This is a genomic window from Streptococcus sp. E17BB (assembly GCF_041807725.1).
GTDB classification, from domain to species: Bacteria; Bacillota; Bacilli; order Lactobacillales; family Streptococcaceae; genus Streptococcus; species Streptococcus entericus.
In genome coordinates this window covers 1-15,378 of sequence record NZ_JBGTZC010000043.1, presented here as the reverse complement: position 1 = coordinate 15,378, position 15,378 = coordinate 1, and the positions used below count along the sequence as shown (strand labels likewise).

The following is a 15,378-nucleotide window of genomic DNA, read 5'->3' as shown; positions in this document are numbered from 1 at the left end:
CATCATCAAGGTTATTAAGCGCAACGCCTTTGGTTTCAGAAACTTTGAAAAGACAAAACTCGCATTTTCATTGCCATAAACATAAAACGAGAGAAGACAAGAACTGTCCTCTCTCGGTGTTAAATGGGTCAACCCACTACAGTTGACAATGAGCCTTTTTTACTCGTCTCAACTGAGGCAAGTTAAACAGACGATATTAGTCCATCATGAGTGCTATTACGATTTTATCGTTAGCCTTATCAATAGACGCAAAAAAACAGCCCTGCGAAATCGCAGGGCTGGGATACTTAAAACCAGTAGTAAAGGTTATTCATCTTCGTCTTCATCGTTATTGAAGAGATCGTTGAGACGTTGAATGTTGCTTGTTCCAAATTCAATCAAATCAACATCTTGGTCGAGAAGGACACCGTTCAAGAAACCGATAACCATCGGCATGTTCATGCCAACATAGATGTCTAAATCAGCACCTTCTAACAGGGCTCTTGACACAACGTTTGCTGGTGTACCACCGAGTAAATCAGCGAACACAACCACATTTTCTAAACCTGCAATGGTCTCATCAAACTTAGCACGAAAATCTTCTGGGCCTTCTTCTGGCAGAAGAGCAACCGTATGGATACAGTCTTGAGGTCCCATAATCATCTCTGTGGATTTTTTCAATTCCTCACAGAAACGACCATGGCTGACTAAGATTAAATTTTTTGCCATAGCTTACCATCCTAAAACATTTGTCCAGTAATAACCGAAGCCAGATAGGGAAAGTGCTAAAATAATGATAATACCGATAGCTTTTGTAGAGTTCATGCCACGACGACCCAAGAGCCAGAAGATGAATCCTGTGAAGATAGCTGGTACCAAGCGTGGGAAGATTGAGTTCAAGATATCTTGAAGGTCAATCACTTTCTCACCGATAGTTGGCGCCCATGATACTTCAAAGTTAATCATGGTTGCAACCAAAGCACCCATCATGAAGACACCGAGCACAGAAGCCGCATCAACGATAGCAGTAAGGGTATCGCGCATAGTGGTGATGAGTTTAACACCTTCTTTGTAGGCAAACTCTAATTGTTTCCAACGGAAGACGTTGATAGCCATAGCTACAGCCACCCAGAGGAAGATACCGACTGGGCTACCGTCGTCTTTTGCCATTGTGGCAGCGATTGTACCCATGATAGCTGGCACCAAGGAACCAAAGATGGTATCTCCAAGAGGAGCAAATGGTCCCATCAAACCAGTCTTGATACCGTTAACCGCATCTTTAGAAGCGACACCTTCTTTTTCTTCCAAGGCAAGGTCGAAACCAGTGATGATGGTGTGGAAGAAGTTAGATGTATTGAAGAATTGCATGTGCAATTTCATCATTTCTTTGAGTTCAGGTGTACCATCTCCGTACATTTTGCGCAACTGTGGCAAAATCATGTAGAGGTAACTTGAAGACTGCATACGCTCGTAGTTCCAACCTAATTGGAAAGTAAACAAGCTACGTTTGTTGATTTGATTAAAATCCTCTTTTGTAAGTTTGTAATTAGAATTCGTCATCTTCGATTTCCCCGCTTTCTACGTTAGATACTGGTGCAGCCACCACTGTACGACGAGCGTTTTGGTAGTGAAGCACAGCCAAGAGAATACCAATGATAGAAATACCAATCATTGACAAGCCTTTGAAGTTGTTAGTGAAAGCAATAGCAGCATCTGCTGCAAGACCTTCGTTAGCAACACCAACCAAGCTAGATACAGCACCACCCAAAGTAGAGATGTTACCGTAGAGAACAGTCAGCATAGCTGTCAAACCAAAACCTGCTGCTAAGTAGTGCAAGTTACGTTTAACTGGCAAGTAGTGGAGCAAGATAGCGAAACCAAGACCAGGAAGCATACGACCTGCAAGAACCAAACCGTTTGCAATCCACTTGTACTGGTCAATACCATCTACTAAAGCTTTTACAAAGTCACCACCAAGTGCAAGAGCAAGGAGAACAGGAAGGGCACGTGAGAGACCCCATGGAAGAGCGCCGAGGAGGTAGTTCAACTCAATACCTTTGTAGTCAAAGCGCTCAATCGCAGCGTCAATGCGGTGTGCAAAGAATGTTGTTGAGAAACGACCTGCAATATCAGTGTAAACCAAGAGAGCCGCTACTGGAACCGCGATAGACGTAATCGCAATTTCAGGTTTGATTCCTTGAGATACAGAGAAAGCTGTCGCCAAAACCGCACCAGATGTTGCGTCGATACGAGACGCACCACCGAAAGTACCAACACCGAGTACCACGAGCTGGAGACTACCACCAATAAAGAGACCAGTTTTAACATCTCCCATAATCAAGCCTGATACGAAACCAGCGAAAACTGGTGAACCAGCTGATGAAACAATCGTCAACTCATCACAGATTTGATAGAATGAGTACAACGTGAGTAAAAGTATTTGCCACCATTGAATCATGATGTCATCCTCCTAAAAATTTATTAATATTTTTTGAACAATTTTAGTTTATCTTACCTTGTCAAGCAATGGCAAGAAATCTTTAGCAGCATCGTTTGGTACCATCTGAGCAATAAGTTTAACACCTTTTTCGTTGAGAGCATCAAAGTCCGCAATGTCTTTGTCAACAACGTTAATGGTACGTGTTACAGCTCTTGTTTCAGGGCTCTGTGACATATTACCAACGTTGAGTTCTGGGATGGTCACTCCATGCTCAACCAGTTTCAAGAAACGGTCTGGGCGGCGTGCAACGATGAAAAGACGTTGTGAGTCATACTTACCAGCCAGAATGTTTTCAGCTGCTTTAGCTACTGGCAGGATAGACAGTTTAACACCTGGAGGGCAAGCCAATTTCAAGCCTTGCTTCTCGATGTCATTTTGTGCCACTTCGTCGTCGATAACCATGATACGGCTAGCTTGCAACTTAGCTGTCCACAAATTAGCTACTTGACCGTGGATGAGACGGCCGTCGATACGTGTTCCGATGATTGCCATAGAAACATGTTCCTCGCTTTTCTATAAATTTTTTATTATTGGTCTATCTGAGAAGGTCATATGCTCTCGATAACGGCCTTCGGTCTCAAAGACAACGATGTCATTGCGTCCTTGTTTTAAGTATCCCTTAGGTAGATAGAGAGAGTATACTGGTCCTTTTTCCCAGAAACGACCGATGTTAACATTGTTGATGAAGACAACACCTTTACCAAAACCTGTCATATCAAGGTAAGTATCGGCTAGATCATCTAACTCTACCTGATAGTGGTAGAAGCTAGGCAATCCCTCCAACCAAGACCCTGTCAAATCCAGTTGGTCAACGTTGTCTAGTGACAACGGGTACTGCGTCCAGTTGCCGATGTAGTGGAGATCCACCATCGCCCCACGACCGATTCCTTTGCGCTGAGTTGGCGCTGTTAGCTTATGACCGTAGTTAACCCGACCCATGTTTTCCACCAGAATTTTGATGTTGTTCTCAGATTTCTCCTGTGGTAGGGGAATATCCTCACCAATCTCATCTTGATATTGGGTGGTCACATGCTGGTTATTAGCATAAACTTGGATGCGATCTCTGGCATCGATGACACGGAAACGTTCATCCTCTAACTTGTCACGCTCAATGCTCGTCTCATAAAGAATATAACCGACATTTTGCCCCAGAGCTTCCATGTTTTTCGGATAAAAGCTCTGAACACTCGGTAATTGTTCCAAAATGGAGAAGAGACTCGCTTTATGAACCAAACTGGCACTCGGATGAACTTTAGCTGTTTTCACCAAAGGTTCTGCAAACGTGAGACTCGGATAAGTGGCTTTCAACCGTTTTTGCAGTTCGTAGAACTTACGCGTTGGATTGCCCGCCTCATCAAGAATCGCGTCGTAGTCATAAGACGTTACCTGTGGCAAATCTTTTTGACCTCTGGCTGAGCAACCATTCATGAAACCAAAGTTTGTCCCACCGTGGAACATGTAGAGGTTGACACTGCCAAGCTCTAAGGCTTCCATCACACTGTCAGCCAGTTCCTCTGGATCGCGCCGAATCACTTCTTCGCCCCAGCGGTTGAACCAACCGTCCCAGAATTCCATGCACACCAGTGGCCATTTCTTACCATGTTCATCAAAGAAATCCTGAACGTCTTTGAAGCGTTCACGTGCCCTTGAGCCGAAGTTAGCGGTAACTAGCACGTCATCTTCGATTAAGCTCCCAGCTCGCAAGGTTGCTCGCCAGTTACCATCTGATGTAAATAGCGGAGCTGTTATGCCATGTTTTGTCATGAGCTGTTTCATCTCACGAAGATAAACCTTGTCCTCACCATAAGAACCGTACTCGTTTTCGATTTGAAACATTAGAATGTTCCCACCTTGATCGAGTTGACGTTTGGCTAACTTTGGCAAAAGCCAAGCATAGTAGTCGTCAACGAGTTTGAGAAACTTCTCATCTCGTGACCGAACCCTAACATCCTCCTCTAATAGCCAAGCTGGTAACCCACCAAATTCCCACTCCGCACAGATGAAGGGAGACGGGCGGACAATGGCATAGAGTCCAAGCTCTGCTGCTATATCCAAGAACCGTTCGACATCCAAGATACCTTCTGAGGTAAACCGGCCTTTTGATGGTTCATGCATGTTCCAAGGAACATAAGTCTCAACAGTGTTGAAGCCTAAAGCCTTGAGGTTATAAAGAGAATGATACCAATCATCTGGATGAACCCTAAAGTAGTGAATCGCCCCAGACAATATTTTGAAGGGCTGGTCGTTCAAATAGAAGTCATCTGAGATAGTGAACCTCATATTTGAAACCCCTTTCTTTTTCTATGCTAATATTATATCACGTCTAACTGGTTATGACAAGTGTTTTTGAAAACTTTTTTTTATTTTTTTTTAAAAGTTTTTAGCCTTTTTTTTAGTCTTTTTTTAGTTTATTTAGTATAATGTTGTTGTGAAGTAATTTTTACCATCATTAATATGTAGAAAGAGAGTATTTTTATGAGACTTCCTAAATATCAACTCATCAAAAATGATTTAAAGAAACAAATCACATCTGGAAAATTTGAGAATGGCGACCGTTTTTACACCGAAGCTGAGCTAATCAAAATCTACGACGTGAGTTCTATCACTGTTATCCGTGCCTTGAACGACTTGGTTAAAGACGGCTATCTCGTGCGTCATCAGGGTAAAGGCACCTTCGTCTCACGCTCCCGCAAAGGTAAGGCTGTAGCATTTTCAGACATTGAACTTTTCCCAATCGCTGACGATAACGTTACTGTTTTGTCAATGACTAAAGGAAATGATCCTGAAATTTTAGAGAAACTGAATCTTCCTAAGACCAAATCTTACTATAAGATTGTTCGTGTCAGAAAGGCTAAAACAGAGCCTTATATGTATCAAGAGTCTTATATTCCTGAGCAATACATCGCCAAACCTGATGCCAAAAAAAGCCACTATGTGTCTATCTACCAACGCTTCAAACTAGACTTTGACTTGCATTTGTCAGAGGAACCATTCATTGAAACTAATGAGATTTGTCTCTCAAGACCTGAGAAAATTACTAAAGCTTTAGCACTTGAAACTGGTGAACCGACTGTTCTGCAGATTCGGACAACCAAACGTCAAGACAGTCAGGAAGTCTTGGAATACATCGAAAGTCACAAACACTGGAAATTCTACAAATTTGAGATTTCAGCAAACAAACATTAACAAACATAGCGGGGCGGGAAGCCCCGCTTTTTTAGTTGTAATCGTGAATGATAACACCTTTTACGACACGGTTAACTGTACCAGTTGCTGATGGTGTATCTGGTGTATTGTCCACCTTAACAGATGACAAGAGTGAGATAATCTGAGCCACAAACACCATTGGTAATGCAAGATAAGCATCGTCAATCAGTTGATCAGAAATCAACTCAAAGGTGTCACCGCTAAAGTTACGCTCTCCTCGTTGGGCAACAGCTAGGGTCTTCAGAGCAATCTTATCACCATAAACCTCTTCTAACAAGTCAAGGTCATAATCACGTGTATACGGATTGTTGTTGACAAAATCAACCACCAATGTTTTCTCATTGACAAATGATTTTGGTCCGTGACGGAATCCCATAGACGAATCAAACATGGTTGACAATTTTCCTGCTGTCAGCTCAAGCACTTTGAGCTGGGCTTCGCGTGTCAGACCAGCCAACGGCCCTGACCCCAGGTAAACAATCCGCTCAATGTCCAAGTCGACAATCGCTTTGATATCTTCTTCACGGCTAGCAATATCGTCAGCCATACGGGCAATCTCTTTGACCACAGCTGTTTTAGTTGCCAAATCTTTGCTCTCATCAAAGACTAAAAGTGCTGATAGGAGCATGCAGGTAAAACTACCTGTCATAGCAAAACCAGCATCGTTTGAGCGACTTGGCATGAGAAGTAAGCAGTTGTGCTCATCTCCCTCAGCACGCTTAGCCAGCTGTCCTTCAGGCGCACAGGTGATGGTCAAGTGGAAAGCATTTGGCACGATTTGGTTAGCCAATTCAACAGCTGCCACACTCTCAGGGCTATTCCCTGAACGAGCAAAGGACACCACAAGCAGAGTTTCGTCAGCAAAAAGGTGGTGGAAAGGGACAGAGACCAAGTCTGTTGTGCCGACACTTTCAAAGATGTAACGGCTACGGTCACCGTTGGCCTTCAGATAAGGGAGAATCGTATCCCCAACATACTGAGACGTTCCAGCACCTGTGAAAATTACTTTGACACGCTTGTTTGGACTGGTTTCACGCACCTTGTCTAGGAAAGCGGTGATTTTCTCTTGGGCTGCGGTATACAGCTCAAGCGCTTCTTGCCAGAGTTCTGGTTGCTGGCGAATTTCACGCGTCGTGATTTCGGCTCCCAGAGCTTCTAGCTTGTCTTTAGATAGTTCAAACATCTAAGTTCCTCCTATTTCTTTTTATTAAAATTAAGACCAAAAAATGGTTTTTTCTGTTGACGATGGGTTATCTTGTAGCGGAACTGGTCTGCCCTGGCGACGCTAACAGTATACTCGATGAGCTTGTTTTTGGCATTGTACGATTTCCGTTGCAACTGCAAAACAGGACTGTTTTCTGGAATAGCCAACCACTTGGCATCATAATCCAGAGCCAAACTAGCAAAAAACTCTTCTTCTGCTAAACGTATCGGTTGCTTGTAATGTTCAGCAAAGACGTCGTAAAGGGGCTTTGTCTCTAGCAGTTCCTGACTGAGCTCAGGAAAATAAGCTACTGGTATATAAGAGACTTCAAGCATCATCGGCACTTGGTCGGCTAGCCTGAGCCGCTCCAAAATGTAGACCTCCTCTCCCTCTCCTAGTCCCATCTGCTCACTCAGTGCTCTCGGCGCTAGATTCTGGCTAAAGGAAATAATCGTCGTCGATGGCATCTTACCCATCTTTTTCATCTGCTCAGTAAAGCTATAGGCAGCTGATAAATCCACCACCGAGCTACTAATCTCTGAAACAAACGTTCCTTTTCCCTGTTGCTTATAAACAAGACCTCTACTCTCAAGCTCCTGCAAAGCCAGACGAACCGTGATTCGGCTCACGCCATACTGCTCTGTCAGCTCCCTCTCGGACTGTAATTTGTCATTGACAGACATCTGTTCTCGAATCGTGGTTTCCAGTTCGTCAACTAGCTGAAGATAGAGAGGCTTGTCACCTGTTGTTTCAAGCATTACATTTCCTCCCAACTTGTTATAACCACCTTTTTATTGTAACGCTTTCAGAATGGTTTGTCAAGGCTTTTTATAAAAAACAAAAAATAAAGAACAACTTTTTGTGTTTAGATGTTCTTTTTCGTTCTTTTTAATTTGAGAAATAGCAGAGCTATGATATGACTACCGATGAGGGCACTAGTAAAAGCTAGACGCCCTTGCTTCCAACTGCTTAACTCATATTGCCTGAAGGCAAATAGGCTTAGCTCGATGAAGATTGGATGAACAAAGTAAATAATCATACTCAGGTCTTTCAATGAGCGACCTGACCATGGCACTGCGGTCGGGTAATGCAGACACCAATTAAACAGACTGAGGCTAAAGATGGGGAGAGTCAGAAAGAAATTTTTATCTAGTCCTTGACGAGTAAAAATCAGACTGGCCTCGGCTAAAAAAAGCACCAAACTAATAAGGACTTTCCAACCACGATTTCCTGCAAAGATAGGGTGGTCTTCCTTATCCGCTAGAACTTGCCCAAGGTAGAGAAACAGTGGCGCAAAGAAGAGTCCATTTCTGCTGGTAAGGAAAACTTGGGCGTAAGATCGATAAATGGTCTCAAAGACCGTCCCCTCTAAGTATCCTGTATAAGTCTCGATGCTCCCAAATAAGTAAAGCAATAAGATGAGACTAAACAGCAACCAACCTGGCAAATAGCGCCGCCCTGCTTTGACCAAAAACAAGCCCTGCAAGAGAGCCGGAATGTACCACAGCTGGTAGCATACCCCCACATAAAGTAAGCCGACCAAGAGCCCGATAGGCAAAAGGTAAATAGGTAAGCCAAGTTGCTGAAAATAAAAGAAAGCGTAAGGCAGATAAACCATACTCCAAATCACATAGGCTTTGAGAAGCTTTCGGTAATAGACCGTTTCTGCTCGAGGCGAATTTATGGCTTTTTTCCTTAAAAAATAAGCCGAGCTGATAAGAAAGAAAGGAACAGCTTGACGGGCAAAGATGCTTTTAGCTATAAAATGGTAAAGAGGTTGCTCAAAGAGACTACCGCTATGCACCACCAACACCCCGATTGCAAAGAGGTACTGAAAAAAGGAAAGCAGCGGGTAGACTGCTTTAGGTTTATCCGACAATTAGCGGTCTCCTTCTACTGTTCTTCGATCACTGCTACTAAGCAGTTTTACTTCTTGTCAGCTGTTTTGGCTAGTACCTCTTGCATTTGCTGACCGAGTGCGATAAGATCTTCTGCCAATTCTTTGTAATCAAGCAGAGCATTGTAGATGCCGTCTTCTGACAGCACCCCTCGTTTGAGGTCAGATGGTAACTTTCCTGCCTCATCTAAGGCTAGGTGTTCTTTCCACTGCTGGCTGCCATAATAGCTAAAAAGCGCCTCTGCTCCTGTCAGTTGTTCAAAGCCGTTTGCCACTAAGGGCTCAATGTCCTGCAACCAGATCAGCTGTTGATTCAAGTGCTGTTCCATCTCAGCAATGCGTTCGGTGATAGGTGTCATCTCTTTTCCTTTCTGTAGCTGCCATGCCATTAGCTATCTTTTCCAACAACTGTGATAATCACGTTGTTCTTCACAACAACCTTGTAGTCGCCATTCTTCATCGGATAAGTTCCATTGCCTAGCGTCTCAATCTGGCGAAGCAAATCACTGTCTTCCACAATGGAAGTAACCAAGCTATCCAAATCAATCTTTAAAACCCGTTCCACATAGCGTAATATGGCATGCTCAGACATGATTAACTCTGACTGATGTTTCAAGGCACGAATCTTTTGATTGACACTATTTAGTTCTTGCTTAAGGGTTGATAATTCTTTTTTTGTTTCATTCTGTTGAACTTCCAGCCCCGAAATCTTTCCGACCAAACGAGCATGAAGGCTTTCGAGCTGCTTTAACTCTTCTCGTTGACGTAACCGTGACATCTGTATCAACCTTTCCTTTCGTGATGATTAGCCCTTTTAGGCAACTCAATCACATACGTGTATTCCTTATACATCGTGTCAATCGTAAAATGGGCTAAATCTGCCTCTTTTGCCACGATATAAATCCCCTCACGAAGATAATAAGGCTGAGGTTGACCATCTTGACCTGTCAGACAGATTTGCTGAGCCCTTAAGTCAATCGCAAAGCTCGGTTGGGAAAGGTCTTTTGGAACACCTACCACCAACCAATCTTGACAGACAAGCTGCCCGCCCCATTTTTGGTAGAGGTGATTGGCTGCATCACCCTCACGGGTAAAGATAGCCAATTTTTCCACCCCTTTTTCCAAGAGTTGGGTGTAAGCTTCTTGATACAGGGCTTGGGCAATGCCTCGCCCCTGATAATCAGGATGAACAGCTAGATTGGTAAAATACGCCACCTTATCCGCAGGAGCATAGAGGTATTTACGGCTATAGTCTGCATTGTAGATATCAATGTCTAACAAACCAACAATCTGCCCCTCTTCTTCTGCTACCAACTCGATTCTATCTTCAAAAACAGTTTGGTCACGATCAGGCTTAGTTGGTTCACGATTGTCAAAAAAAGAGGAAAAGAGATAGCTGAGGGCTTTGGTATAAACCCAGCCTTTCTCATCAGGGGCAACGTAAGGGCGAATAATCATGAATTTCCTTTCTGATAGAGCGGAGCCAGTCAGGCAGGCGGCTGCTTTATGAGCTGAACAACCTGATGCGTTTGCTTGCTATTACGGCAACGATAAACTTGACCAGAAAAATCAGCCAGAGCTTGTTCCAATTTTGGATAAGTGGTTTTCGAGAACTGCCAAACAAACTGTAAAAATGCCAAGTACTCTTTATCCAATCGATCCCTGAACTGCTCTGCCATGTCGGGGCGCTTCGCCCCGAACAAGACTGTTTTAAACGTCCGCACCAGCACACGGTAAAGACAGAGCCTGCGAGGATAGGCCAGCCAGAGAACCGTGTCGGCATGACGGAGGCGCTGAGGTAGGCGGTTGGCATAATTACCATCGATTATCCAAGCCTCATGCTCAGCCATAAATGTCTCGACCTGCTGACTAAAAGCCTGCCGAGCCTGGGACGAATAATCTGTCGCATGCCAAATCCTATCCAAATGCAAGAGAGGTAACCCTAGCTCGTTACTGAGTGTTCTAGCCAAGGTGGACTTTCCCGCACCTGGGCAACCGATGACGATTAGTTTCATTGATTTCTCCTTGAAGTCCCATATGATTAGACAAAACAGCTTACCAGTTTTAGTCTGAGGCTAGTCATAAACCCTCGGAACACGGTCACTAATCAGGCAGGCCAGTTCGTAGTTAATGGTCTGACAGTGGGCTGCGGCCTCAGTGAGGGTGATCTCTCGCTCACCGCTAGTTCCCAGCAGAACCACCTCAGTCCCCAGGGGGTAAGCCTTGGGTAACCGAACAGTCAGCTGATCCATCGACACCCGCCCAACGATTGGACACTCCTGCCCATCAACCAGTACATGAAAGCCCGCCAAATCTCGGATATAACCATCTGCATAACCGATAGGCACTGTGCCAATCACCTCTTCACCAGCACTGTGATAGGTTGCTCCGTAGCCAATAGCTGAGCATTTATCAACACGTTTGACCTGTACCAATCGAGAACTTAACCCAAGAGCAGGCTTGAGAGAGTAAGGCAAGGGCAGGGCAGTTCCGCTCGGATTTAGCCCGTAGATTGAGACCCCCAGACGAACCGCATCAAAAACTGTCTCTTCCTGCCAAATCGCTGCCGCTGAGTTGCTGGCATGAACAAGCTCTGGCACCCAGTCTAACTGCTTCAAATGCTCCTTAAACTCTGATAATTGTGTCCTAAGGTAGCAATCATCTTCTTCATCTGCTGTCGCAAAATGCGTGAAAATACCAGAGATAGCCACTCCAGCGACTGATAAACATGCCATCGCCTGTTTGGTCTCTGCCGCTTGTCGGAACCCCAGACGGCCCATGCCACTGTCTATTTTCAAATGTACAGTTATCTGCGACAGGTCAACGCCCTCTTCCTGCGCTGCTATTACCCAATCAAGGCTTGCCACCGTGAGGGTGATGTTGTTAGCAATAGCCAACGGCACGTGCTGAGGCGGCACAACTCCCAATACCAAAATCATCTCCTGCAAACCAGCTTGCCTCAACTCAATCGCTTCGTCAAGATTAGAGACACAAAAACCAGAAACCAAGTCGCGAATGGATTGAGCGACGGGAACAGCACCGTGACCATAGGCGTCTGCCTTAACAACTGCCAACGTTTTGACAGGTTTTGGCAGGTGGGCGATGATTTGCTGAATGTTACTGCGGATATGGTTAAGATTTACGGTCGCCCACGTTGGACGATGCAGACTAGTGACCATGCTCTCCTCCTTCTAAAATCACACTGGCTTGGGCAAACGTTCCCGAATGACTGATCGATACATGAACCTTCCCTTCAAAAGGGTGCTTGGTAAAAATGGGGCGACCTCTCTCATCCGCTAGAATTTCCAAATCTTGAAAGCCACAGCCTTTAACAATCCCTGTTCCATAAGCCTTGGTAAAGGCTTCTTTGGCTGACCAGCGCCCAGCTAGGTATTCTAAACGCCGTGCTTCTGGGAGATGCTCAAAAACGGTGAGCTCTTTTGGCCTTAGAATTTTTGAAATGATGGCGGGCTTTTTGACAATGAGCTCTGCGATTGCCCCCATATCCTGCAAATCGATGCCATGACCAACAATCATGTCTTGCCTCCTGACGAAAATACGATAAAGCAGCTTTCGCCACCCTATCATATCAGTTTAGACCACGTCCGTATGTCGAGCGTGACAGTTTTTATATTGTTTACCAGAACCACAAGGGCATTTGGCGTTACGCTCAATCCCTGACAAGTCCAGGTTTTCAGACGCTTGCACCACTGTCCCAATCGGCTGAGCTGCAATGTTTTTGGTTGCAGTTGTCCGAGCCTCTTGAGGGGCACGCTCGCGCTCCTGCTCATGGATTTGAGCCTTCATCATGGTTCTTGTCACTTCAAACTCAATACCACCAATCATGTCTTGGAACATTTGGAAACCTTCTGACTGATACTCAACAATCGGGTTGTTTTGAGCGTAACCACGCAGACCAACCGCACTGCGCAACTGGTCAAGACCGTCGATGTGGTCTGTCCATTTGTTATCCACCACCATTAAAATCAAGACCTTTTGGAACTCGATAACCGCAGCCTCATCGCGAAGCTTAGCAATTTGTGCCTTATAAACTTCAACTGCACGGTCATAGAGATAAGCTTTAATCTCTGGGAATTTTAAGCTCTCGATGTCCTTAATGCTAATCGCATCTTCTGGCAAAAGCACCGTGTGTGCAAAGTTGATGATTGACTCCAGTGCTTCGTCTCGTCCGAGGCGACTATGGGCATCAACATTACGCGCAATGGTTCGCTTAATCATACCCTTAATTTCAGGTCCAAGGTCACGATTAGCTGTGATGACATCATAACGTTGGGCATAGATGATTTCGCGTTGCTCACGCATGACATCATCGTACTGAAGAACTTGCTTACGGGTATCGTAGTTGTTACCCTCAACACGTTTTTGCGCAGCCTCAACCTGACTGGTCAAGAGTTTAGACTTAATAACTGCTTCATCTTCAGTCAAATTCATGCGCTCAAAGACTGCCTTGATACGGTCAGAACCGAAACGACGCATGAGGTCATCTTCGAGAGAAAGGTAAAATTGGGACTCACCTGGGTCACCTTGACGACCAGAACGTCCGCGGAGCTGGTTATCAATCCGACGGCTCTCGTGGCGCTCTGTTCCGATAACACAGAGACCGCCCAGCTCACGGACACCTTCTCCCAGCTTAATGTCTGTTCCGCGTCCAGCCATGTTGGTCGCAATGGTAACGGCATGGCGTTGACCTGCGTTCATGATGATTTGAGCTTCTTTGGCATGGTTTTTAGCATTGAGCACCTCGTGTGGCACACCAGCCTGCACCAAGAGACGAGAGATGAGCTCTGAGGTTTCAACCGCTACCGTCCCAAGAAGGACAGGTTGCCCCTTTTCATAGCGCTCTTTGACATCTGCGACAACGGCTTTGAACTTAGCCACCATGCTCGGGTACAACAGGTCTGCATGGTCAATCCGAGCAATTGGACGGTTGGTCGGAATGGACACAATCCGCATGTTGTAAATCTCACGGAACTCTTCTTCCTCTGTTTTACCCGTACCCGTCATCCCTGCCAGTTTCTTGTACATCCGGAAGAAGTTCTGATAGGTAATTGAGGCAGAGGTCTTAGTCTCATCCTGAATTGGAACATGTTCCTTGGCTTCGATGGCTTGGTGAAGACCATCAGAGAACCGGCGACCTTCCATGGTCCGACCAGTAAATTGGTCAACGATGAGGATTTCTTCCTTGTCGCTCACAACGTAATCAATGTCCAAGGTCATGGTGTAGTTAGCACGAAGAGCATTATCGATAAAGTGTGTCAAGGTGACATTTTCAACGTCATAGAGATTGTCAAGTTTGAAGTAGGTTTCTGCCTTATCAATCCCAGAATCTGACATCCCGATGGTCTTAGTTGACACATCAATGATGTAGTCGTCTGGTGTCAAGTTCTTGACAAAATGGTCTGCCAACAAGTATAGCTTGCTGACATCTGAGGCTTGCGCACCAGAGATAATGAGTGGTGTTCTGGCTTCATCAATCAGGATAGAGTCTACCTCATCGACCAAGGCATAGTTAAGCGGACGTTGGACCATGGCTTCTTGGCGGACAACCATGTTGTCTCTGAGGTAGTCGAAACCAACCTCAGAGTTAGTGGTATAGGTAATGTCACAAAGGTAAGCTTCGCGTTTCTCGGCTGGAGACTTCGCCGCAAGGTTAATCCCCACAGACAAACCTAGGAAACTGTACAATTGCCCCATCTCAGTCGCATCGCGCTCTGACAAGTACTCATTGACAGTGACCACGTGTACCCCTTCGCCAGCTAGGGCATTGAGGTATACAGGCATGGTAGCTGTCAAGGTTTTCCCCTCACCCGTTCTCATCTCTGGCACATCCCCATGGTGTAGGACAATCCCACCCATGATTTGCACACGATAAGGGTAAAGACCAAGAACACGTCTAGCTCCCTCACGCACCACCGCAAACGCCTCCGGCAGAAGCTGATCTAGGGTCTCTCCCGCCTGATAACGCTGCTTAAATTCAATCGTTTTTGCCTGTAATTCCTCATCTGTCAAAGCCTCCATCTCATCAGCATAGGCTTCAACTTTTTTTGCTAGTTTTTCTAGTTTTCTCAACTCGCCTTTTTCATTTTCAACGAGCTTACGTACAATATTTGCCATGTCGATTCCTTTCGAGTATACAATCAGTTTATTTTATCATAATCACCTTATAATTTCAAGGAAACACTTAGTGTAACAGGCCAAACGCATGAACCTCTGTTTGGTGTTTTATCCTTCCTCCTCCCTTTTTTGACTAGATGAGTTTTCTCAAATATTGATCAAAAGCCAAACTAAGGTGAAANCAAACGCATGAACCTCTGTTTGGTGTTTTATCCTTCCTCCTCCCTTTTTTGACTAGATGAGTTTTCTCAAATATTGATCAAAAGCCAAACTAAGGTGAAATTTCTTACGTCTGAGGCTCATCTTTTTGCCCACATCCAATTGTTTTAAAACGGCTAGGCAGAACTTATCCATGACATTTCGGTTAAAAGCGAGTTGTTTGTTTAAGGTTTTATTGGCATCTTCTCTAAAAACGACATCTAATTGCCAATGAAGACTTTTAATAGCCCAATGCCC

16 protein-coding genes and 1 pseudogene are annotated in these 15,378 nt (G+C 44.9%); 1 reads left to right on the top strand and 16 read right to left on the bottom strand.

Features of this window, described 5'->3' with window-relative positions:
• Nucleotides 1–306 precede the first annotated feature (306 nt).
• Genes ACERC7_RS09380 through ACERC7_RS09360 form a run of 5 tightly spaced genes read right to left on the bottom strand, consistent with a single transcriptional unit; the run spans nt 307 to nt 4,759 of the window.
• Nucleotides 307–708: a PTS sugar transporter subunit IIA gene (locus tag ACERC7_RS09380; RefSeq protein WP_373666789.1), complete on the bottom strand. Its 402-nt coding sequence runs from the start codon at nt 706–708 to the stop codon at nt 307–309.
• Nucleotides 709–711: 3 nt separating this feature from the next.
• Nucleotides 712–1,539, bottom strand: a complete 828-nt coding sequence (locus tag ACERC7_RS09375; protein ID WP_373666788.1) for a PTS system mannose/fructose/sorbose family transporter subunit IID — start codon at nt 1,537–1,539, stop codon at nt 712–714.
• On the bottom strand, nt 1,526–2,437 hold the full coding sequence (locus tag ACERC7_RS09370) for a PTS mannose/fructose/sorbose/N-acetylgalactosamine transporter subunit IIC (protein ID WP_373660582.1): 912 nt from the start codon (nt 2,435–2,437) through the stop codon (nt 1,526–1,528). Before ACERC7_RS09370 ends, ACERC7_RS09375 begins: the two co-directional genes overlap by 14 nt.
• 48 nt (nt 2,438–2,485) lie before the next feature.
• The gene (locus tag ACERC7_RS09365; protein ID WP_373666787.1) at nt 2,486–2,971 is read right to left on the bottom strand and encodes a PTS system mannose/fructose/N-acetylgalactosamine-transporter subunit IIB; all 486 of its coding nucleotides are present in this window, start codon (nt 2,969–2,971) and stop codon (nt 2,486–2,488) included.
• A 21-nt stretch (nt 2,972–2,992) separates the two neighbouring features.
• Entirely contained in the window at nt 2,993–4,759 is a 1,767-nt protein-coding gene (locus ACERC7_RS09360) for a beta-galactosidase family protein (RefSeq protein ID WP_373660581.1), read from the bottom strand.
• A gap of 195 nt (nt 4,760–4,954) precedes the next feature.
• On the opposite strand from ACERC7_RS09360, the gene ACERC7_RS09355 reads away from it, so the two are divergent.
• Nucleotides 4,955–5,665 (top strand): GntR family transcriptional regulator, encoded by a 711-nt coding sequence (locus tag ACERC7_RS09355; RefSeq protein ID WP_373659508.1) that lies wholly within the window; start codon nt 4,955–4,957, stop codon nt 5,663–5,665.
• 31 nt (nt 5,666–5,696) lie between these two features.
• Here the strand turns inward: ACERC7_RS09355 and ACERC7_RS09350 are convergent, their stop codons facing one another.
• The 11 genes and pseudogenes from ACERC7_RS09350 to ACERC7_RS09300 all read right to left on the bottom strand — a co-directional run.
• The gene (locus ACERC7_RS09350; RefSeq protein ID WP_373660580.1) at nt 5,697–6,869 is read right to left on the bottom strand and encodes an SIS domain-containing protein; all 1,173 of its coding nucleotides are present in this window, start codon (nt 6,867–6,869) and stop codon (nt 5,697–5,699) included.
• Nucleotides 6,870–6,880: 11 nt separating this feature from the next.
• A complete protein-coding gene (locus tag ACERC7_RS09345) occupies nt 6,881–7,648 on the bottom strand; it encodes a GntR family transcriptional regulator (protein ID WP_373660579.1) in 768 nt (255 codons plus the stop codon).
• Nucleotides 7,649–7,755: 107 nt separating this feature from the next.
• Entirely contained in the window at nt 7,756–8,769 is a 1,014-nt protein-coding gene (locus tag ACERC7_RS09340; RefSeq protein WP_373660578.1) for an acyltransferase family protein, read from the bottom strand.
• 47 nt (nt 8,770–8,816) lie between these two features.
• Nucleotides 8,817–9,146 (bottom strand): DUF4298 domain-containing protein, encoded by a 330-nt coding sequence (locus ACERC7_RS09335; RefSeq protein ID WP_373659513.1) that lies wholly within the window; start codon nt 9,144–9,146, stop codon nt 8,817–8,819.
• Nucleotides 9,147–9,175: 29 nt separating this feature from the next.
• Entirely contained in the window at nt 9,176–9,565 is a 390-nt protein-coding gene (locus tag ACERC7_RS09330; RefSeq protein WP_373660577.1) for a hypothetical protein, read from the bottom strand.
• Between the two features lie 5 nt (nt 9,566–9,570).
• Complete coding sequence (locus tag ACERC7_RS09325) at nt 9,571–10,245, bottom strand: GNAT family N-acetyltransferase (RefSeq protein WP_373666786.1); 675 nt, start codon at nt 10,243–10,245, stop codon at nt 9,571–9,573.
• 29 nt (nt 10,246–10,274) lie between these two features.
• Nucleotides 10,275–10,802 carry a topology modulation protein gene (locus ACERC7_RS09320; protein WP_373666785.1) on the bottom strand — a complete coding sequence of 176 codons (528 nt, stop codon included), beginning with the start codon at nt 10,800–10,802 and terminating at the stop codon, nt 10,275–10,277.
• 60 nt (nt 10,803–10,862) lie between these two features.
• Entirely contained in the window at nt 10,863–11,966 is a 1,104-nt protein-coding gene (alr, locus tag ACERC7_RS09315) for an alanine racemase (RefSeq protein ID WP_373666784.1), read from the bottom strand.
• Entirely contained in the window at nt 11,956–12,324 is a 369-nt protein-coding gene (gene acpS, locus ACERC7_RS09310) for a holo-ACP synthase (protein ID WP_373666783.1), read from the bottom strand. The genes alr and acpS overlap by 11 nt, the downstream gene beginning before the upstream one ends.
• 57 nt (nt 12,325–12,381) lie before the next feature.
• Nucleotides 12,382–14,922 (bottom strand): preprotein translocase subunit SecA, encoded by a 2,541-nt coding sequence (gene secA / locus ACERC7_RS09305; RefSeq protein ID WP_373666782.1) that lies wholly within the window; start codon nt 14,920–14,922, stop codon nt 12,382–12,384.
• A gap of 234 nt (nt 14,923–15,156) precedes the next feature.
• Nucleotides 15,157–15,378: pseudogene (locus tag ACERC7_RS09300) on the bottom strand (ISAs1 family transposase); the annotation flags it as partial.